At 39.5% G+C, this 22,752-nt stretch carries 10 protein-coding genes and 1 pseudogene; 9 read left to right on the forward strand and 2 right to left on the reverse strand.

The window, feature by feature from the left end:
- Positions 1–20 precede the first annotated feature (20 nt).
- The 9 genes from FN809_RS10800 (at position 21) to FN809_RS10840 (ending at position 18,396) form a co-directional block, all read left to right on the forward strand.
- Positions 21–2,345, forward strand: a complete 2,325-nt coding sequence (locus tag FN809_RS10800; RefSeq protein WP_142533539.1) for a glycoside hydrolase family 3 N-terminal domain-containing protein — start codon at positions 21–23, stop codon at positions 2,343–2,345.
- 672 nt (positions 2,346–3,017) lie between these two features.
- On the forward strand, positions 3,018–3,758 hold the full coding sequence (locus tag FN809_RS10805; protein ID WP_142533540.1) for an NUDIX hydrolase: 741 nt from the start codon (positions 3,018–3,020) through the stop codon (positions 3,756–3,758).
- Positions 3,755–5,389: an MFS transporter gene (locus FN809_RS10810; RefSeq protein ID WP_246095583.1), complete on the forward strand. Its 1,635-nt coding sequence runs from the start codon at positions 3,755–3,757 to the stop codon at positions 5,387–5,389. Before FN809_RS10805 ends, FN809_RS10810 begins: the two co-directional genes overlap by 4 nt.
- A 42-nt stretch (positions 5,390–5,431) precedes the next feature.
- Positions 5,432–7,867: a GH36-type glycosyl hydrolase domain-containing protein gene (locus tag FN809_RS10815; RefSeq protein ID WP_142533541.1), complete on the forward strand. Its 2,436-nt coding sequence runs from the start codon at positions 5,432–5,434 to the stop codon at positions 7,865–7,867.
- Between the two features lie 60 nt (positions 7,868–7,927).
- The gene (locus FN809_RS10820; RefSeq protein WP_142533542.1) at positions 7,928–9,634 is read left to right on the forward strand and encodes a glycoside hydrolase family 9 protein; all 1,707 of its coding nucleotides are present in this window, start codon (positions 7,928–7,930) and stop codon (positions 9,632–9,634) included.
- A gap of 309 nt (positions 9,635–9,943) precedes the next feature.
- A complete protein-coding gene (locus tag FN809_RS10825; protein ID WP_142533543.1) occupies positions 9,944–13,237 on the forward strand; it encodes a SusC/RagA family TonB-linked outer membrane protein in 3,294 nt (1,097 codons plus the stop codon).
- A gap of 179 nt (positions 13,238–13,416) precedes the next feature.
- Positions 13,417–15,168 carry a RagB/SusD family nutrient uptake outer membrane protein gene (locus FN809_RS10830; RefSeq protein WP_142533544.1) on the forward strand — a complete coding sequence of 584 codons (1,752 nt, stop codon included), beginning with the start codon at positions 13,417–13,419 and terminating at the stop codon, positions 15,166–15,168.
- Between the two features lie 29 nt (positions 15,169–15,197).
- The gene (locus FN809_RS10835) at positions 15,198–16,013 is read left to right on the forward strand and encodes a hypothetical protein (protein ID WP_142533545.1); all 816 of its coding nucleotides are present in this window, start codon (positions 15,198–15,200) and stop codon (positions 16,011–16,013) included.
- A 199-nt stretch (positions 16,014–16,212) separates the two neighbouring features.
- On the forward strand, positions 16,213–18,396 hold the full coding sequence (locus FN809_RS10840) for a beta-glucosidase (protein ID WP_142533546.1): 2,184 nt from the start codon (positions 16,213–16,215) through the stop codon (positions 18,394–18,396).
- Between the two features lie 485 nt (positions 18,397–18,881).
- On the opposite strand, the gene FN809_RS10845 is transcribed toward FN809_RS10840, so the two are convergent.
- Both FN809_RS10845 and FN809_RS18205 read right to left on the reverse strand, forming a co-directional pair.
- Positions 18,882–21,245, reverse strand: coding sequence for a cellulase family glycosylhydrolase (locus tag FN809_RS10845; protein ID WP_142533547.1), 2,364 nt, complete (start codon positions 21,243–21,245; stop codon positions 18,882–18,884).
- A gap of 757 nt (positions 21,246–22,002) precedes the next feature.
- Positions 22,003–22,333: pseudogene (locus tag FN809_RS18205) on the reverse strand (recombinase family protein).
- Between the last annotated feature and the right edge of the window lie 419 nt (positions 22,334–22,752).

The raw sequence follows: 22,752 nt of genomic DNA on the forward strand, positions 1-22,752 counted from the left end.
CAACAATATTATTTATCACAATGAACTCATTTAAAAGCGATTTAAGATATAAAGATGCTTCTTTATCCCCTGCAATACGAGCCAATAATTTACTCAAGCACATGACCCTGGAAGAAAAAGTGGCACAAACTATTTGTGTATGGGAAAGTAATGCCGATCAATTATTGGATGCGGAGGGAAAGTGGAATGCAAAAAAAGTACTTACCAATTACCCTAACAGTATCGGCCAGATTGGCCGCCCCAGCAAATTGAAAAATAAACTGGGGGCGATCGAAATGGCTAAGTTTACCAACGAAGTACAGCGTTATTTTATTGAGCAGACCCGCCTGGGTATACCGGTTATTTTTCACGAAGAGAGTTTACACGGACATGCCGCCCTTGAGGGTACAAGCTTCCCTCAGCCTATCGGTCTTGGCGGTACATTCGATCCGGAACTGGTGGAGAAATTGTACAGCATGTCGGCATTGGAAATTCGGTCCAGAGGAGGCCACCTGGCTCTCACACCGGTGGTAGATGTAGCCAGGGAGCCGCGCTGGGGACGAGTGGAGGAAACGTTTGGTGAAGATGCTTATCTGGTTTCAGAGATGGGCATCGCTGCCGTCAAAGGCTTTCAGGGCGACGCGAGTTTTAAGGACAAAGACAAAATAATGTCCACCTTAAAACACTTTGCGGCACACGGGCAGCCCGAATCCGGAACTAATTGCGGTCCTGTAAATGTTTCTGAAAGGGTTTTACGCGAGGTATTTTTCCCTCCCTTTAAAAGATGTATACAAGAGGCGGGGGCTATGAATGTAATGGCTTCGTACAACGAAATCGACGGCGTACCTTCTCATGCCAGCAAGTGGTTGCTACAGGATGTGTTGCGCAAAGAATGGGGCTTTCAGGGAGCAGTCGTTTCTGATTACTTTGCGATTACCGAGTTGTTTCAGAAAGAAGACGATTGGGGCAACTGGGTAGCCGGCAGCAAAAAAGAAGCTGCCGCGTTGGCCATATCGGCAGGGGTAAACATTGAATTGCCCACGCCCGATTGCTACCCATATCTGGTGGAATTGGTAAAAAACGGAAAGATAGACGAATCCCACATAGACGCCATGGTATTGCCCTTGCTGGAACAAAAATTCCAAATGGGCTTGTTTGAGGATCCTTATGTGGACCCCAAAGAAGCACACGCGGCGGTAAACCGCCCAGGGCATAGGGAACTGGCTCTTGAGGCAGCCTTAAAAGCCATTACCCTGCTCGAAAACAAGAACAATGCCCTGCCCTTGAATAAAAATGAAATCAAAACATTGGCGGTCATCGGGCCCAATGCCGACCGCTCATTACTCGGAGGCTATAGCGGTTGGCCCCAATATGACGTTTCGCTTTTGGCGGGTATCAAAAAAGCGGTAGGCAATAAAGTGGAAGTTCTGTATGCCGAAGGGTGCAAAATAACCACCACAAGCGGTGTGGATGATGCCGGCAACAAAATTACCAGTGCCGATGGCTGGAATACAGATTCGGTAGCATTCCCTACAAAAGAGCAGGACGACCGGCTGATAGCTGAAGCCCTTAAAGTTGCCCAAAAAGCCGATGTGGTTGTTTTAGCCATTGGGGGTAATGAGCAAACATCCAGAGAAGCCTGGGCCTACAACCATATGGGGGACAGGACATCTCTCAAATTATTCGGACGTCAGCAAGAGTTGTTCGACCAACTGAAAAGACTGGGCAAAAAAGTTATCGTTGTCCTTAACAATGGCCGCCCATTGGCTGTAAACGAGTTATCGGAAAATGCCGATGCTATGCTTGAATGTTGGTATTTGGGTCAGGAAAGTGGAACGGCAATAGCCAAGGTGCTATTTGGCGAATACAATCCGGGCGGAAAACTACCCATCTCTTTCCCCCGGTCGGTCGGGCACATCCCTGCCTATTACAACCATAAGCCTTTCGACAGAAGAGGCTACTTTAACGACGAGGTTACCCCACTCTATCCTTTTGGCTATGGGTTGAGCTACTCGCAATTTGAAATATCCGCTCCCCAACTATCGACTATTAAAACGTCAAAAGATAAAATTGTTAAAGTAACGGTAGATGTTAAAAATACCGGCAGTGTAGCCGGGGATGAAGTGGTTCAACTGTATATCCGGGACATGGTAAGCTCTGTAACCCGTCCTATTAAAGAACTAAAAGGATTTAGCAGAATTACACTTGAGGCCGGAAGCAGCAAAGCAGTTGAATTTGAATTGACTCCCGATCTCTTTGCCTTTTATAATATCGACAAGAGTTTTGTTGTGGAACCGGGTAAATTTAAAATCATGGTGGGGAACAGTTCTGCAAATTTAAAAGAAGTAGTGCTAGAATTGGAATAAATTTTAATATTAAAGCAGAAAAGGGAGTGTAAACTGAACTCTGTCCGATGTTTATTTTATCGGTATCTTATACTAACCTGAACGATTTTGTGGTCGTAGGCTTTGGTAGGGTAAAAAAATAATATTACAGGTGCTTAGCTTCTGTACCTTCCAAAGCCTTATAGGGCCAATCTTTTACAGATTTAGATCGGGCTTTGCAAGAAAAAGTACCAGGTGTTACTGTAATTCAAAAATTCAGGGGGCTCGGGAGGTGCAGTATCTATAAGGTGGCAAGGCGTTACTTCGTTAACAAGAAGTAACGTACTTTTATTTATAGTTTATTGCGCTCCTATTGTCGTGATTTCAAACAATCGCTCTTTTAACTTTAAATTTAATTAATTGAAGTTATTAATTAGGCAGTTTTAGTGAATTTGTAAATTGGGATATTAGAACAACCATGAACCATCTACATTACCATTGTTAAGTCACTAATTTTCTTCCAGATTTTGGTCAGGTATTTAATTTTGCATGTCACTTGGCCTTCCTGCGATTAATATTCTACCAGATTAACAATTTTACAATAAAATTTGATTTATTTAAAATATTGTTATAATTTCGCAACTGTTCGAGTAAGTGTAATAAATACACTTTAGCTTGTTTTATATAAGTTTTTAATGATAAAAATCATGGCATATGATATCCGGTAAAAAGTTAAATGATTATATATCAGTAGACTGTGTTGTATTTGGTTTTGATTTTGAGAAGCTGAATGTATTGGTTGTTGAAAGGACACTAAGCGACGATAGTGGTAAGGTGGAGTTCTCGGATTTAACTTTGACGGGTAATCATATTTATGAGGATGAGACCATAGTTGAAGCTGCAGATAGGATTTTGTTTGACCTAACCGGATTGTATGATATTTATTTGGAACAATTTAAAACCTTTGCCTCTCCCGATCGGCTAAAAAAAGAGAATGATCGTAAATGGTTATTACATGATGGCAGAAATCCCGATAAAAGAATCGTGTCTATCGGTTTCTTCGCTTTATTGGCTACTCAAAAAGTTACCTTAGAGTGGAAAGGGCGGAATGTAAAATGGATGCCGATTGGTGAGGTGAAAGAACTGGCTTTCGATCATAATCTAATTCTGGAAGAAGCTTTAAAAGCCCTGCGCAATAAGTTACTGCACGAACCCATTGGCTTTGAATTACTGCCTGATAAGTTTACGCTTTCGCAATTACAAAAAGTATATGAAATTATTTTAGACACCACTTTTGACAAACGGAATTTTAGAAAAAAAGTGGCTCGGATGAAATATCTTATCCCCTTGGAAGAAAAGCAGAAAGGGGTGGCCCATAAGCCGGCCCGATTGTATTTATTTAGCAGAGAGGTGTATGAATTAACGCATAAGGAAATACTAAATTTTATTGTGTGAAAAGCAAAATCAACATAAAGGAGCATAGGATTTCCATTCGCGAAAAGCTAGGATATGCCATGGGTGATGCAGCAGCAAACATTGCGTGGCGTGGTGTTACAACTTTTTTATTCATTTTTTATACTGATGTGTTCGGGATAAACCCTGCTGCTGTTGGTCTCTTAATGCTTGTTGCAAGGTTTAGCGATGGTGTTAGCGATGTTGCTATGGGAGTTATTGGAGATAGAACCAACTCAAAATATGGAAAATTCAGACCCTGGATTTTATGGACTGCCTTACCTTTGGGGGCTATGTTGTCCTTATTGTTTACTGCACCTCAATTAAGTGCCAGTGGAAAAATAATATATGCTTATTCTACCTATATTATATTCACCTTAGTTTATACAGCCAATAATATTCCGTACGGTGCACTAATGGCTGTAATGTCGGGTGACGATAAGGAGCGAACAAGTTTGGGATCCTATCGGATGGTAGGGGCTTTTGCTGGTGGTATGTTGGTGCAAGGTGCCCTCCTTTTTTTAGTGGTTTATTTTGGTAATATCAACCCAGATGTTAGGGTTAATCAGCTGGCCAATGAGAAATATGAAGTGACTATTTCTGCTTCCCAAAATGTGGAGAATGTAAATGTTAAAACAAAAAATGGATTGGCACTATTCAGCTGGGCTAATAATAAATTGCCCGATACACTTAATTTAGCTACTAAGGGAAAGAGTTTTTCAATGGAAGCTAATCGGGCGTACTCATTTATTGTGGAAGGAGAAGCAAATATAAGTGAAGCGAGTATTGTGGTTATTGATCAAAAGAGGGGGTATAGCAGTGCCATCTATGTATTATCCATATTTTTGGTGCTTTCTTTACTACTCACCTTCTATACAACTAAAGAGCGGATTAAACCGCTTAAAACGCAGCAAAGTAATTTAAAAAGAGATCTTCTGGATATAATTAAAAATAAACCTTGGGTAGTTTTGCTTTTCATAGGTTTGTTGTTTCAGGTTTATAACGCTATAAAGCAGGGTATTGTAGTGATCTATTTTACGCACTACTTACACAATCAATTGCTGTCTGCCTCCTATATGGTAGCACTTATGATTGCATCTATTGGTGGAGCTATGGTTACTTCTGCGCTAGCCCGAAGGTTTGGGAAACGAAATCTTTTTATTTACGCCTTTATTTTTTCAGGTGGTATTAATGCCCTGCTGTCCTTTTGTGGCCCGGAAAATATTTTCAGCATTTTCTCAATTGGAATTTTATCAGAATTTGGAGCTGCCATTTTCCCGACTCTATTCTTTGCCATGTTAGGAGATGTAGCAGATTACTCTGAATATGTAAACGGACGAAGAGCAACGGGGTTGATTTATTCGGCAGGATCTTTCTCAACCAAATTTGGGGGAGGAGTAGCAGGTGCAATTATAGGATTGGTATTGGCTGCTTTCCATTATGATGGACAGGACTCAGTAGCTATTGAGGCTGCTGTTCCCGGTATTATTATGCTTATGAGTTGGATACCATCTATTATTGCTGTATTAGGTGCGGGTTTAATGACGCTTTACCCATTGAATGTGCAAAAAATGGATGAGATTACCACAGAGCTCAACAGGCGAAGAAGGGAAGATATGATTATTACAGATTGATATAATTAGGATTGGAAATGTTCGATTTTTAAAAGTTAATTTATGAAATACGGTTTTTTTGATGATGAGAATAGAGAGTATGTTATTACAACACCTCAAACGCCTTGGCCCTGGATTAATTATTTGGGTAATGAGGATTTTTTCTCATTGATCTCAAATACGGCAGGTGGGTATTCTTTTTATAAAGATGCCAAGTTTAGGCGGATTACCAGATATCGTTACAATAACGTTCCGATGGATAGTGGGGGTCGGTATTTTTATATTAAAGATGGTGATTCACTTTGGTCACCAGGTTGGAAACCATGTAAAACAGCGCTGGATAGCTACGAATGTCGCCATGGTATGAATTATACCAAAATAAAGGGCATAAAAGAGGGTGTTACAGCAGAGGTGCTATGCTTTGTGCCATTAAAAACCCGGGCCGAAGTTCAAAAGTTAACCCTGAGCAACAGTTCAACTGAAGCAAAAAAATTGAAATTATTCTCTTTTATAGAATGGGCGCTATGGAATGCGGCTACGGATATGGAGAATTTCCAGCGTAACTTCTCCACAGGTGAGGTAGAAATTGAAGGCTCAACCATCTACCATAAAACGGAATACAGAGAACGTCGTAATCATTATGCTTATTACTCCGTAAATACAGCTATTGATGGTTACGATACCGATAGAGAAACTTTTATGGGACTCTATAATGGTTTTCATGAACCCCAAAAGGTGCTGGAGGGAAAACCGGGCATGAGTGTAGCACATGGTTGGTCTCCTGTGGCATCACATTATATCGAAGTAGAGTTAAAACCCGGCGAAAGCAAAGACTTTGTTTTTGTTTTGGGTTATGCGGAAAATTCGCAAGAGGACAAGTGGGAAAGCAAGGGCGTAATCAATAAAACCAAAGCAAAAGCTACGCTGGCTAAGTTTGATTCAACGGCAAAGGTGGATGCTGCTTTTGACCAGCTAAGGGCGTATTGGGATAAACTGCTAAATGTTTATACGCTTAATTCGGGCGATGAGAAGCTCGATAGGATGGTAAATATTTGGAATCAGTATCAGTGTATGGTAACCTTTAACTTCTCGCGTTCGGCATCGTATTTCGAGAGTGGTATCGGTCGGGGTATGGGCTTTCGGGATTCTAATCAGGACTTAATTGGCTTTGTGCACCAGATACCCGAAAGGGCTCGTGAACGCATTATCGATATTGCTTCAACACAGTTTACCGACGGAGGTTGTTACCATCAATATCAGCCCTTAACAAAACGAGGGAATAATGATATCGGTGGAGGTTTTAACGACGACCCAATGTGGTTAATACTGGGTGTTGTAAGTTACATCAAAGAAACAGGTGATTTTGCCATACTCGATGAAATGGTGCCTTTTGACAATGATATGTCAATCGCTAAAACCTTGTTCGACCACCTGACTGTTTCTTTTAATCATGTGATTAATAATTTGGGGCCTCATGGTCTTCCCTTGATTGGACGGGCAGACTGGAACGATTGTCTTAATCTAAACTGTTTTTCCACCGACCCTAATGAATCATTTCAAACCACCGAGAATAAGGCTGAAGGCTCCAAAGCGCAATCATTAATGATTGCCGGACTTTTTGTGGTTTATGGCCGCGATTATATCGAACTCTGTAAAGTTTTGGGAAAAGATAGCGAGGCTGAACGAGCCCAGGCTCACGTAGATGCAATGGTGGATGCGGTAAAAAAATACGGTTGGGATGGAGACTGGTATCTAAGAGCTTATGATTTTTACGGAAATAAAGTAGGGAGTAAAAATAATAAGGAAGGTCAAATATTTATTGAGTCGCAGGGTTGGTGCACGATGGCAGAAATTGGCAAGGATGAGGGTATGTGCAAAAAGGCACTGGATTCAGTAAAAGAACGCTTGGACAGTAAATATGGCATTGTGTTAAACAACCCTCCCTTCTCGGAGTATATTATGGAATATGGCGAAATATCTTCCTATCCTCCCGGATATAAAGAGAATGCCGGTGTTTTTTGTCATAACAATCCATGGATTATGATCGGGGAGATTAAACAAGGAAATGCGGACCGGGCATGGGATTATTTTAAAAAGATTTGTCCGGCTTATCTGGAAGATATCAGCGAATTGCACAAAACAGAGCCCTATGTTTATTCGCAAATGATTGCCGGTAAAGATGCCTTCAAGCCCGGCGAAGCCAAAAACTCTTGGCTAACCGGCACCGCAGCCTGGAATTTTTATACCATTAGTCAGTATATATTGGGCATTCGCCCGCAATACGATGGATTGCTCATTGATCCTTGTGTGCCAAGTGGTTGGAAGGGTTACGAAGTGACAAGGAAGTTTAGAGGGGCAACTTATAATATAAAGGTGAGTAACCCTTTTAAAGTATCAAAGGGTGTGAAGGAGTTGAAAGTGGATGACAGAAAAATAGAAGGAAATTTAATTCCTATTATGCCTGCCGGGGAGTATGTTGTAGAGGTGGTGATGGGTTAGTATTTAAAATTTTATTATGAATAAGCATTTAAATTAAATGCATCAAAAAGATAAAAAAATATGCAATCACGTAAAATTACCTTATGGTTAAATATCCTACTTATAGTGCTTACGGCATGTGAAAGTAAAAGCGGGGAAGTTCAAATCCCCGTCTTGTATAACCAAGTGGGTTACATAACAGATGGCACAAAACTGGCTCTTGTTTCACCTGATGTGGATGAAGTTGTTATATTGAATGATAAAGACGAGGTAGCTTTACGGATTGTGCCGGACGCTGCTCTTTTTTGGGAGTTAAGTGGAGATGCTGTTCGCAAAGTCAATTTCAGTAGCTTGGGTAAGCCGGGAGAGTATCGAATGGTGGTGAATAGCGAAGAATATCCGTTTTCTATCGCTGATAAGCCTTACACGGAACTGTCCAAAGCTGCCCTAAAAGCACTTTATTTTAATCGATCCGGAATGGCCATAGATAGCACCCATGGCGGTAAGTGGGCCAGATCTGCCGGTCATCCGGATACCGTGGTGTACATTCATACTTCAGCAGCTGATGAAATGCGGCCGGAAGGAACCATCCTCTCTTCTCCTTTAGGATGGTACGATGCAGGTGATTATAATAAATACGTGGTTAACAGCGGCATTACCACTTATACTATGTTTCGGGCCTTGGAAGATTTTTCTGATTATTATACCTCCCTGAAGATTGGTATTCCTGATTCCCGGGATGGTGTGCCTGACTTACTCACCGAAACGCTCTATAATTTTCGCTGGTTGATTACCATGCAAGATCCCAATGATGGCGGTGTATATCACAAACTCACCACCAAAAAGTTTGAAAACATGATTATGCCCAAAGACGCGGTAAGAGATAGGTATGTGGTCGCTAAAACTACTTCTGCTACTTTAGATTATGCAGCTTTAATGGCACATGCTTCCAAGGTTTTAAAATCTTACGGCGAGGATTATGATCCATTGGCTGCAGAGGCTTTAGAAAATGCGATTAAAGCCTGGGAGTGGGCAGTTTTAAATCCCGATGTTTTGTACGAGCAACCTAAAGATATTGAAACAGGTGCTTATGATGACAAGCATATTAACGACGAGTGGTTTTGGGCTGCATCCGAACTTTATTTAGCTACGGGCGAAGAGCAGTATCTCGATAGCGCTAAGCGTTTCTACAACAAGCCCGGAGTGCCTGGCTGGATTGATGTGCGTGCTTTGGGTGTATACTCATTGCTGGATAACAGGGAACTTATTTCCGACACTGCTTGGACGAATTTATTAACGCAGGACTTTATCTTCTTAGCCGACAGTTTGGTGGCGCTTTCTCAAACAGCACCATATGGCGTCAGTATTCATGTTTTTGAGTGGGGAAGTAACGCACAAGTTGCCAACGAAGGTATGGTAAAACTCTTTGCCCATAAATTAACGAATAACCCGAAATATCTGGATTCGGCTCTGTCTGATCTCGATTATTTATTAGGCCGTAATGCTACCGGATATTGCTTTGTAACGGGCTTTGGTAAAAATAAAGTGATGAATATTCACCATCGGCCATCAGCAGCTGATGGTGTTCAGGATCCTGTCCCCGGTTTCTTAGTGGGTGGGCCTAATACCGTTATTTTAACAGATTGTCCTGATGCCGAAAGAAGTCTAATGCCTGCCAAGTCTTTTGTGGATAGGGAATGTAGTTACTCAACAAATGAAATCGCTATAAACTGGAATGCGCCTTTAATCTATTTACTTGGAGGGGTGGATGCACAATTGTGCAGATAATTCTTTTTAAAGAGGCGAGAAGTCTGATTGGACCCATCTTCTCGCCTCCAATTGCAAGTCCAATAAATGGAATTGAATCAATTAAAGGTGCAAAAATAACAAAAATATACTCTTGTGTAGAGAGGAAGTATTGATTTAAGTTAATGTTTTAAATGTTAGTCTTAACGATTGTTAATTAAAAAGATAGCATGCCTATGATATGAAGAATAGTTAATAGCGAAATTAGGAAGTTTGATTGGACCCAGACTTCGGTTTCTAAGTAGAATGTTTAATTAATAAATAGAATTGAATCAATTAAAATTGAAAATTATGAAAAAATCTATTTTCAAAACGCAACTACATTTGTGCAGTTGCATTAGGCAGACCAATCTCCGTTGGCTGTTTAAATCTGTTGTCGTATTGCTGACTCTTTTTAGTTTTACGTCGTTGGCTATGGCGCAAACAAAAACTATTACAGGTACGGTTACGGATGGTTTAGGGAATTCATTACCCGGGGTTACCATAGCCATAAAAGGTACCGTGCAAGGAACTATCACAGATGTAAATGGTAATTACAATCTTACCGCATCTAACGAGGATGTTTTAGTCTATAGTTTTATCGGTTTTGTTACCAGGGAAGTGGCTGTAGCAAACCAAACTACCATTGATATCACTTTGGTAGAGGAGACCATTGATATGGATGAGGTTGTTGTTATAGGTTATGGAGTGCAGAAAAAAGCTTTGGTAACAGGAGCTAATGCCAATGTAAAAGGAGAGGTGCTGTCGGAGCTTAATACCTCCAGCGCGATGGAAGCACTTCAGGGAATGGCAGCCGGTGTTAATATAACCAGAAACAGCGGTGCTCCAGGAGCAGGAACGCGCGTTACGATTCGCGGAGCAGGAACAATTGGAAATGCCGCACCTTTGTATATTGTGGATGGTGTGTCCGTTGGGGATATCGATTACCTAAATCCGTCTGATATTGAGTCTATAGATGTTTTAAAGGATGCTGCATCAGCAGCTATTTATGGTTCTCGTGCTGCCAATGGGGTTATTCTTGTTACTACTAAAAAAGGGGAGAAAGGCAGTAAAGCCCAAGTTTCGTACGATGGTTATTATGGGGTGCAAAATGCCTATAAACAATTGCCTGTATTAAATGCCCAAGAGTATATGTATATTATGGATGAGGCCCGTTCTAATGAGCGCCTTACTCCCTTTGATTGGGAGGATAAGATTGTAAATGGAAATTCCTATATGACGAATACCTTTCCTGGAAATTTAGGAGTGGCGTATGGACAAGATATTTGGAATAAACTACAGAATGGCTGGACAGGAACAAATTGGGTTGACGAAATGTCCAATGATAATGCAGCTATGCAAAGTCACTCCATTAATATTACCGGAGCTACAGACAAAGCGGTGTATTCTGCCGGATTTTCTTATTTCGATCAGGAAGGAATAATAGGAGGGCATATTACCGATGCAGGGTACGAAAGGATAACAGCTCGTTTAAATACGGAGTTTACTGTTATTAAATCCGATAAACGAGATATATTGAAATTCGGTGAAAATTTTACTTACAACAATACCCAGAAAAGAGATATAGCTACCGGTAATATTTATTATAACGATTTGCATAATGCCCTAGTTACAAATCCTTTGACGCCTGTGTATTGGTATAACGAAGATATTAATCACCGTACGGGTGGTTACGGCCCAACGCTTGAAGGTGTTTCGATGGATCAACACAATCCTATTGCACAAATGTTTTACAGAAGTAATTACAATTGGTATAAGGGTAATAATATTGTGGGAAATGTATATGCTATCCTGGAGCCAATTAAAGATTTAAAAATTCGCTCATCTTTTGGTATAAATGCATGGTTTGGCAATGGTCGTTCATGGTCGCCAACTTACGAGCTGGCCACGCAATACCAAAACACAGTTGATGGCGCAGAGCAAACTATGTATCAGGGTGCCGATCATACTTGGACCAATACTGCAACCTATGATTTTAGAATTAATAATCATTCTTTCTCTGCGCTTGTTGGTACTGAAATTTTAAAAAATGTTTTAAGTACAGATTTAGGTGGTCAAAAAAGAAATACCCTATACGGCGATCCAAAGTATGCATACCTTAATAACACAAAAAACCCCACAGTAGTATCAGAAATTGGTACATGGGGTCAGGATTGGGCAGCTCAAGGTGGTGGTTTAACCTCATATATGGCTCGTTTATCCTATAATTATACGGAAAAATACATGCTCGACTTTACTATGCGGGCGGATGGTTCTTCTAATTTTGCAAAGGATAATCGTTGGGGTTATTTCCCTTCAGTTTCTGCAGGATGGAATTTTACTGAGGAAGATTTTATGCAGGATGTTAGTTTTATAGAGTACGGTAAATTGCGTGCCAGTTGGGGGCAAAACGGAAATCAAGCAATTGATAACTTTGTATATAGTTCAAATATAGCCTATAAAGATCAAGGTTATTATTTTGGTCCTAATAAGGATGTTCCTCAACAAGCTGCTTTTCCTGCTAATGTTCCTAATCAAGATGTAAAATGGGAAACATCAGAACAAATTAATATTGGTCTGGATACGCGTTTCTTAAATGCTCGCTTAGGCTTTACTTTCGATTGGTATAAAAAAACAACCATTGATTGGTTGGTAAGAGCACCTATATTGGGAACGTTTGGCGCAGGGGCACCTTATATTAATGGTGGTGATGTCGAAAATAAAGGCTTTGAATTATTGTTATCTTGGAATGATAGGATATCAGACTTTAGATATGGTGTAACCTTGTCAGGCGCATACAATAGCAACAAAGTAACAAAGCTGGCCAATGCCGAGGGAATTATTTATGGTGAAAATAACGTTTTGTCGCAAGGCACCTCGGATATGGCTCGTGTACAGGTGGGTAAACCAATAGGATTTTTTTATGGCTATAAAACCGATGGTATCTTACAAAACCAAACAGAGGTTGACAATTATGTGTCGGCAGATGGAGCACCTATGGTAATAGAAACAGAGCCGGGAAAACCACGCCAACCGGGGGATGTAAGGTTTGTAGATCAAACCGGTGATGGTATCATTAATGATGACGATAGAGTAATGTTAGGTAGCCCGTTACCTGATTTTGAATTAGGTATCCAGTTAAATGCGGAGTACAAAGGTGTATTTATGAATACTACGCTGTCAGGTAAATTTGGTCATCAGGTAATGCAGTCCTACCGTTCATTTGCCGATCGATTAACTCAAAATTATACAACGCAGATATTTAATCGTTGGCATGGAGAAGGTACTTCAGACCGTTTACCACGTTTATCGTATAATTCAAACGCCAACACACAACTGATTTCAGATATTTACATGCATGATGCAGATTATCTTAGAGTTAACAACTTAACACTAGGGTATAAATTTAACAGTTTACTTAAGAATTTTGAATGGATGAGTGCCGCTAAAGTTTATGTTTCGGTGAATAATTTATACACATTTACCGGGTATGATGGTATGGATCCAGAAGTTGGTTACAGCCCTGATAGCTGGGGGTCGGGTATAGATTTAGGCTTGTACCCACTACCAAGAACAGTAATGTTTGGGATGAATGTTACTTTTTAACCTGAACTATTCATAAATTATCGAAAATATGAATAAAGTTCAGGTTAATCCCGACTTAGCTGAAGTTAAACTTTTGAAAAAAGTTTTTACTGAAAATTAGTCGCTGCCGGAGGCAGAAATAATTCTTGAATTATTTGGGTTAATGAACTACATTATTCTTAAAAAATAAAATTAAAGATATGAAGAAGATAATATATTCAATGCTTATTGGTGTTATGGCAATCACAACAAGTAGTTGTGAAGACCATTTAGATACCGATAACCTGTATCAAAAAAACGTTGAGACCTTCTATAAAACCCCTACAGACATTGATGAAGCGATGAATGGGGTTTATAATGCCTTATTTGTCAATGGTATACATAGCGACGAGCATATAGCCGCTAATTTGTTAAGCGATATTGTTTTGGCCGGTGGCGGACCCGACGATAAGTCCGCTAAGGATGTAGATCGGTTCTTGGATCCAAGTGAAGATACATATCGCGACCTTTGGGTAGAAACGTATAATGGTGTTAGTAGAGCTAACGCCATTATTGAAGCGGTTGCAGAAGGCGAATTTGCTCAATTTTTCGAAACTGCCCAGGAGGCGCAAGAATTTAAGAACAGCGCACTTGGAGAAGCCTATTTTATGCGAGGTTTTATGATGTACCGTGCGGCAAGATTTTTTGGTGGAATGCCACTTATCCCAACTGTTGACGCGGATAGGGCTGTGGGTAGATCCTCTTTAGAAGAAACTTGGGCTTTTATAGCAACCGACTTCAAAATGGCCGCGGAATTACTACCTGTTAGGGTTGCCTCAGATTACGCTCTTGAAACGTACGGACATGCCAATGTATGGGTGGCAAAGGCATATATAGCCCGTGCTTATCTCTATTACACAGGGTATATGACAAATATTGCTAAGCAAGCAACAGATGTTTTGCCACTAAATGATGGCGGTAGTATTTCAAAACCAGAAGTTGTTGCGCATTTAGAGGATATTAGAGACAATAGCAAGTATCGATTGGCAACTGATTTCAGGAATTTGTGGCCCTACTCCTATGTCAATAAAAATGCAAGGGATTTTGATCCTGATGGAATGAACCCTGTTTTACCATGGGCCGAAAATTTAGGTTTAACCTGGGTTGGCCAAGATGGCCTTAACGGAACTATTGGTACCGGTAATCATGAAGTAATGTTTTCGCTACGTTACGGTCTGGGAGACTGGGACTATGACAATGGTAACGGTCAGAAATATAACAACCGTGTATGTTTATACTTTGGTATTAGAGATCACTCAATGATTCCATTTGGTCAGGGATGGGGCTGGGGTACTGTTCATAGTGCCTTTTATAATAGTTGGGACGATGCAGATCCTCGTAAAGAAGGATCAGTTATTGATTTAAATACCAAAGATCCTAATCTGGGTATTCAAGATTGGAATATTGGCAAAGGCGACCATAATACAGGTTTAGTGAATAAAAAATACACTACGCTGCAGCACAATGGGCCGGATGGTACAAAAGGAATGTTTTATTATTTGTTTAATATGGTTCATGGAGACCCAATGCAGCTATGGGCTGCGCAAGATTTCTACTATTTACGATTTGCAGACGTGTTGTTAATGCATTCTGAGTTAACACAAACTGCCGACGGAATGAATGCCGTGCGTGCAAGGGCTGGTTTAGATCCTATTGCCTATAGCTTAGCTGATTTAAAAACAGAACGTTTACATGAGTTTGCTTTTGAAGGATTGCGCTGGTTCGACTTGGTTCGTTGGGGAGATGTGGAAAGTGGGAATAATTATTTTGACGTAGATGTAAAGGTGAATAATTCAGGAAATGAAGGAACTTATAAGGTTGCTTATCGCGCGGAAACCAAAGGGTTAGTTCCGGTTCCGGAAGGGGAGATAAGATTGTCGGATGGTGTTTATATGCAAAATCCAGGCTGGTAACAATAGTATTAATTTGTAAAACAAACAGTATGAAAATAAATAATTTAATCGGTCTCTTTGCAGGAGTTTCACTGATGGCTTTCTCTGCTTGCGAGCCCATAGAAGATAGGGATGTTTTAAGTAATAGTTTTGAGGTAGAAAACATCGAGCTAAAAGTTGTACAAGCTACAGAAGGTGGTAATAAAATGTCTGTTCAAATGCTCACCCCCGGCGTTACAGGTTATTGGGATTACATTTTGGACACAAAATCGTCAGATCGTGTTGAGGTCGTATTTCCTTTTACAGGAGAGCACACATTTACCTATTATGCAACTACGCCTTATATGACTAACGGTAAGCCAGGGGCTACTGAGTTCTTGAGTAAAACAGTAAGCGTAAAAGTAGATAAGCTGGATGAGCCACTTCCCGAAGCTTATTATGCTTTGGTTGGTGACGATTTAGGTGGTAAAACATGGGTGTTTGATAAAGAACATTTATGGTTTGATGGAAGAGTGGCTTGGTGGGTTATGGTAGCTGGTTATAACTGGCAGGAATTATGGTGGGATTCAAATGATCCGATCGATCCCAACGGCAAAATGGTGTTTGATTTAAAAGGAGCACCTAATTATACTTACCATACCGGACCTGACGATGCGGGAAGCGTAGGTAGCTTCGCTTTTAATGGCGACTTTACTACCATTACCTTTAAAAATCAACCTATTTTAGGATCAAACAGCGATAGGGTTAATCCTGAATCTATATATGAGATTAAAGCGTTAACTAGTGAGCAAATGATTCTTTATACTCCCACCAATGGAGGGGGTACCGGTTGGTTATGGGTATTTAAGGCTGTAGAAGAAATTTAGTTGTTCTTTATTAATTTAGAAGGGTTTGCACTTATTGTAAACTCTTCTTTTTTTATGTTCGAACATTTAGATTGGTATTTTTAAGAAAGTCGTTCAGTTATTAGGGCCTGAAAACTCTATTTTTGAAGCAAAGTGTTTGGGATGAAATGATTTGCCGAATAGTTAAAAGGATAAGTTTAAACTAAATAAATACGATAAAATGAAACAAGTTATTTGCCTGGTCATATCTGTGATTACACTGGGTGTTGGAAATATAATAGCGCAGACACATGCGGTAAATGTGGAAGATAAAATTGAGGCTATCATTTCGCAATTATCCTTAGAAGAAAAAGTTAAAATGTGTCATGCACAATCAAAGTTTAGCTCACCAGGAGTTGAACGCCTTGGTATTCCCGAATTATGGATGTCAGATGGTCCGCATGGGGTTAGAGCAGAAATAGCCTGGGATAGTTGGGATTATGCAGGTTGGACTAATGATTCATGTACGGCATTCCCTGCTTTAACAGCATTAGCTTCCACTTTTAATCCCGATTTAGCTTATAAATATGGGGTAGCAATTGGTCAAGAAGCACGTTATCGAAAAAAGGATATATTATTAGGTCCCGGAGTGAATATATATCGTACTCCGTTAAATGGACGTAATTTTGAGTATTTGGGTGAAGATCCGTATCTAGCCTCAGTAATGTCTGTGCCTTACATAAAAGGAGTGCAAACCAATGGTGTTGCTGCTTGTGTTAAACATTTTGCACTAAATAACCAGGAAGTATGGCGCTCGCATATTAACGTTACATTAAGTGATAGGGCATTGCACGAAATTTATTTACCGGCTTTTAAGGCAGCAGTGCAAGAAGGTGAAGTTTGGTCGGTTATGGGGGCATATAATAAATACAACGGACAGCATACCAGTCATCATGAAGTACTAATTAATCAAATATTAAAAGGAGATTGGAGCTTTGATGGGGTTGTTGTTACTGACTGGGGTAGTGCACATGATACCAAAGAGGCTGCTTTAAATGGACTTGACATTGAAATGGGTACCGGAACGGATGGTTTAACTACATCAAAAGAGAATGCCTATGATTACTATTACCTGGCAAAACCATTTTTAGAAATGATAAGAAATGGCGATATTGATGAAAGTATAGTGGATGATAAAGTACGCCGAATTCTTCGTTTGATGTTTCGTACTAACATGGATAAATCACGACCGTTTGGTTCAAAGGCCAATGCACAACATTTTGAGGTTGCACGCGAGGTAGCGCAAGAAGGGATTGTACTGCTAAAGAATACAAAGGACTTTTTTCCTATAAATCCAGAAACAGAGCAAACCATTGCTGTTATTGGCGAAAATGCTACGCGAATGATGACAGTAGGTGGCGGTTCTTCAGAGTTGAAAACTGTTTATGAAATATCGCCTTTAGAGGGTATTCAAAAGCGCTTTGTTAATGCCAACGTTATCCATACCATGGGGTATGCGTCAGGACCCTCTCAGTACGGACGTGTAATTCCGTCCTCTGTTGACGCTGATTCGTTGAAAAAAGCAGCTATCGAACTGGCAAAAAAAGCTGATCTTGTACTATTTGTTGGTGGGTTAAATAAAAATCACGAGCAAGATTGTGAAAATGGCGATCGTAAAGGCTTGAATTTACCATTTGGACAGGACGAGTTATTAAACGATATAATGGATGTAAATAAAAATGTAGGGGTTATTCTGGTTAGTGGTAATGCTGTGGCTATGCCTTGGCAGGAAAAAGCAAAAGCAATAGTACAGACATGGTATTTGGGCAGCGAAGCGGGGTATGCTTTAGCCGACATTCTTTCAGGTGATGTTAATCCATCAGGTAAATTGCCTTTTTCTTTCCCAGTTAAATTAGAAGATAATGGAGCTCATGCTTTTGACGCATTATCTTATCCTGGTGATGGTATTAATCAGGTTTATAAAGAAGATATCTTGGTGGGTTATAGGTGGCACGATACCAAAAATATAAAGCCATTATTTGCGTTCGGACATGGCCTTTCGTATACAACTTTTAAAGTGAACAATATTGTTGCTGACAATACAAGTTACAATAATGGTGATGTTGTTAAATTATCCGTTGTAATCAGCAACGTTGGCAAAGTGCGTGGTGCCGAGGTTTTGCAAGTTTATGTTCATGACGAAAAATCTTCAGTAATGCGGCCTGCAAAAGAACTAAAGGCTTTTAGTAAAGTGAATTTAGAAGCTGGGGAAAGAAAAACAGTTGAATTAAGTTTGCCAGTAGATTCTTTTGCTTTTTATGACGAAGAAATAAACGATTGGAACCTTGAAAAAGGAGTATATCAGTTAATGATAGGTACAGCATCAAATAATATTAAGAAAACAATTAAGGTGAATATTGATTAAATAAGTTCAATTTCTGAATTTTAGGGAGCAAATCCTGCAAAACGGAATTGATTAGATTATAATAAAAAGAAATAAACACATAAAAAGCGCTTAAAATTGATGTTTTAAGCGCTTTTTAGTTTTCGATAAGTTTTGTTTTGCTAAGCCTTTGGGCGCGGCGTGCGGTTGAAGTTTTGGCGGAGCTCAAGATGTGTATCATAAAGCCAACTTGCTAATAGTAGATGAGGTAAAGCCTATGGGGTGCGGGATTGCTCTATTTCGAAATAAATAATTGAGAATTAAAGATGACTCCAAATAAGCCATCTTAGGTCAAACCTAGATATTGTACTTAACCTATCAGGTTTTATTTTTTCTGAACATAAAAAAGGGTGTGGCATACCCGTTTTTTCTTTTATCTCTCCTGTTATTAACCCTTTATTACAAAGCAACACTAAAGTAACACCCCCGCAAAAAATTTCAATAAAATTGAAACTTCTATTTATCAATTACTCTTTTAAAAACTTTATGACGCTCTCGGAACCAAAGTTCCCAGTAAAACGAAGAAAGTACAATCCTTTTTTTAATTGTGAAACATTCAATGTATTAATGTCAGTGCTATTGATAGGCTGAGATATCAATACATCACTGCCATTTATGCTAATAATATGTACATTTGAGTATTTGGATGATAAGCCTGATATTACAAGAATATCTTTTGCTGGATTTGGATAAACATTAATAGTCTCTTGATTAAACTGAAAATCGTTAGTTGAAGTCGAAATAGGTGTGTTAAACTCAAGGCCCTCTATTTTTACCTCATCAATAAATATATCACCAGATTGGCCTGTAGAACCTTCTTTTTGCCAAATAAATTCAATAACCTTAGAATTGTCAAATGCAATTGGGGTAGCCCATGAGGGTTGTGCGAAATGTGTCCAAGGAATAGAAATCTTTGTCCAACCAGTATTTGAAGGAATATTGTACATATGTTCTTGACCAGGAATAGTTACTGAACTAATTCCAATTTTTAAATAGCAACTTTCACCTTTATGCCAAAAAGATACCCCTGTTGAGCCACTTAAATTATATGGAGATTTATCTTTATTCATCGAAAAACCAAATCCAACAAATGGATTGTACTCCCATCCGCCTTTATTAAGCGCGAAGCTAATTTTAGCAGATTTTGAAGTTCCATTTGCGCCTTCTGAGGCCATTGGAAAAGATGCTCCATCGTCTGGCTTAGGTGTTACAGTAGAAGCCCCATTGTCGCTATTATCATCAAAAGATCTCCAATTTGTTTGCATATAAGTAACACCATTTAAGAGTTCACTATCACTTATTAATGTACTTTTTCCACTCGGATTAGGGTCGTCAGGATCCGGATTGGGATTATTTGCAACATTATTTTTTTCTAGTTTAATTGAAGATATAATTACTGGGCCAATCTGATTTCCTAAATCAAAAGCAATTCGAGCAGAAGGATCTGCCGCTGCTCCCATCTTAAAACTGTATGTAAATGTGGTTTCGTTAACAGAAAATAGAGGACTGTAATATTCGCTGTAACTATTCCAAGGGTCACTATCTTTGCCTACACTTACAGTGGCTGAACGGCCTGATGGTGATCGTGCGGTGATAGCGAGCTGATAGGTCTGATTGGCTTCTAAATTAATATTCTGACGAATCAATTGCGCGTGCCAAGCCTCTGTACCCTTAGTGGTAATATCCAAATGTAGTGCAGTGTTGTTATCTGATAAAGAACCCTTTGCCATTCCATTTAATGTTAAGCTCCAACCATCGACTCCGGAGCTAAAATCGCTTTCATATACAGTAGTTGCAATAACTGGGGTTGCGGGGGGCATTGGATTGTGAAGCAATGCATCAACTAATTCTTGATGATAGGTTTTTGTTGCGGGGTTATAAATGCCATACCCAGCACTAAATTCCCAATAAGTCCAGCTAAAGCCTTGTTCTTCAAACCAACGGGCTAAATAAGTTGTCCATTTTACCCTAGAGCTCATGTCTGCTTTACGGTAAGCACCAAATTCGCCTATGTTGATAGGGATATTATTTTGGGCAGCTATAGAAATTGCCTGTGAAAATTCATTAACAACTGTGCTTCTCTCAGCCTCTGTGTTGTTCCACTTCGTTCCCAACCATGCATTCGTCTCTGGGCCAACCCATTCAGCACCTTGATGGGTGAAGTGAAAGGGATTGTAGTAATGAATAGAGAGAATTAGATGATCATCATTGGGGATAACAAGCTTTGGAACACCACCTAAGCCACCAAACTCAGCTACGCCCATTAGGACAGTACGAGTGGGGTTTGTTTGTCGAATAACCGACAATGCCTCTGCGAAGCGAACATTCCATAATTGAGGCGTTAAGACATCTGTGGGTTCGTTAAGAACTTCGAAAAGCAGACTGTCAGGATAATCTTTGTACATCGCCGAAATTTGCTTCCATAAGGCAAGGAAACGATCCTTCTGACCAACAGGGTCGGCCATGAATTGGGAGTGATGATGTAGGTTAATGATGGGCATTAACTTAACTTCTAAAGCCTTATCAACAACTTCTTTAATTCTATTCATAAAAGCTGTAGAAATTGTGTAAGGTGCGTTGGACATGCTTCTTTCTTGGGGTTCCCAACAGATAGGAATTCGAACATGCTTAAAGCCTAATTCAGCCATCAGTTCAAAGTATTCAGGTTTCCAAGGGTTACCCCAAGCGGTTTCAGTTGGACCTTCAAAAGAGTTTCCCATATTTATCCCTTGGCCTAATCTTTCGTTAATTTCAAAAGCGGTTGCAACTGGCTGGCTTTTAGCCAACCAAGTTAAACCAGTAAAGGCAATTAATAAGAAGACTTTTTTCATGATTATATTAATATGATTAAAGAATAGAACAAAAATATTTTTATTGAAATCAAGCAGCAGAAATTTATTAAACCGATATAAAAAACAAAGGCTATTTTATAAATATGTTTAGAATACTCGTAAATGAAGATTGTTATTTACTCTAAACAATAGGTAATTGTATAAACTACACTAACTCTTAGATACAAACATAACTAATGAAACGTTGATCGGCAAGTTCTTATAAGGTTTATTTAATTTTAAATTACTTTTTCACGATTGACTTTTTTGCTAAAATTTCGCTTGATTTTGAGACTTTGTTTTAACCTGCTCAATTCATAAAGCTTACCAAATTAATGCAGATCGCCTTGAAACACAAGGCTTCTTTTTGTCTAATTTTTAAAATAGGGAGAAAATCATTTTTAAAAGCAGTGAGCCTGCGGATTTTTATAGCGCAACAGTATTATGTTGTGAATTTTGTGATACTGTTGAACTAGAAAATCAGCAAACTCTAATTATTAAATATTTATCCCACCATATTCTTTTTTCCCCTCTGCTCCTTCACCCAGGCAATATACCTATAAAAAGTAGCCCTGCTCACTTTAACGATTTTCAAAACTTCAGGGATTGTTCTGCTTTGATCCTGCCATAACTGGTAATACCGATTATTAAATGAAATGAGCGTTAAACTTCTTGCTGTCTATTAACGATCTTCATTTATATCCCGGAAAAAGTACGGAACAAGTTATCGGCATTATACCTGTACTTATTTCATTATTTAAATGGTATAACATGCATAAGCTGTTCGTTTTGTTTCGGATGACAATCCTTTTTTACGGCCGCCAATGCGACCGCGTTCGCGGGCTGCTTGCAGACCTGCCATGGTATGCTCCCGGATCAGTTCGCGTTCAAATTCGGCGAAGCTGGCGAAGATGTTATAGGTCAATCGGCCCTGGACGGTGGTTGTCGATGCTGTCGTTAAGACTGATGAATTGGATACCCTTTTCCCGGAAACCGGTAATCAGGTCGATAAGATGTTTGAGGGAGTGGCCAAGTCTGTCCAGTTTCCAAACAACAACCACATCACCTTTGCGGCGATGGCCGATCATATTATACAGCCTAAAAATTTTGTCCCGTATAATGCCGATTTTTAATTAATAAAATTTTAGGAGTGATGCGAACTGAAAGATAAAATTGATTACATATCGGTATTTTGTAATTCCGGACGCTCTTTAACCGCACTTTGGGTTTACTTGTATATTTTATTGCAACCGGCTTTTTGCGTAGTTTGGGTCTGCATTTCTAATTTTGATCCTTGGTGAAAATTCTTGCATATCCTATCATCATCTTGATTAAATTAATACCGAGGTTTGTTGTAATTCTCATAACACACATTTTTTATAAGTTATTAAAACTACATTTTGGTCTCGATAAAGTATCCAATTTACTATAAATCAGAAATGTAAAGCATGTCTAAATGGATCGATTAAAACTCAATATCTCAGAATGTTATGCACTATAACGAGAC

This window comes from Saccharicrinis carchari (genome assembly GCF_900182605.1).
Lineage (GTDB): Bacteria > Bacteroidota > Bacteroidia > Bacteroidales > Marinilabiliaceae > Saccharicrinis > Saccharicrinis carchari.

Bases quoted from the DNA above. Each gene is read 5' to 3' on its own strand.
- FN809_RS10800 (WP_142533539.1), top strand. From the start codon at position 21: ATGAACTCATTTAAAAGCGATTTAAGATATAAAGATGCTTCTTTATCC.
- FN809_RS10805 (WP_142533540.1), top strand. From the start codon at position 3,018: ATGATATCCGGTAAAAAGTTAAATGATTATATATCAGTAGACTGTGTT.
- FN809_RS10815 (WP_142533541.1), top strand. From the start codon at position 5,432: ATGAAATACGGTTTTTTTGATGATGAGAATAGAGAGTATGTTATTACA.
- FN809_RS10820 (WP_142533542.1), top strand. From the start codon at position 7,928: ATGCAATCACGTAAAATTACCTTATGGTTAAATATCCTACTTATAGTG.
- FN809_RS10825 (WP_142533543.1), top strand. From the start codon at position 9,944: ATGAAAAAATCTATTTTCAAAACGCAACTACATTTGTGCAGTTGCATT.
- FN809_RS10830 (WP_142533544.1), top strand. From the start codon at position 13,417: ATGAAGAAGATAATATATTCAATGCTTATTGGTGTTATGGCAATCACA.
- FN809_RS10835 (WP_142533545.1), top strand. From the start codon at position 15,198: ATGAAAATAAATAATTTAATCGGTCTCTTTGCAGGAGTTTCACTGATG.
- FN809_RS10840 (WP_142533546.1), top strand. From the start codon at position 16,213: ATGAAACAAGTTATTTGCCTGGTCATATCTGTGATTACACTGGGTGTT.
- FN809_RS10845 (WP_142533547.1), bottom strand. From the start codon at position 21,245: ATGAAAAAAGTCTTCTTATTAATTGCCTTTACTGGTTTAACTTGGTTG.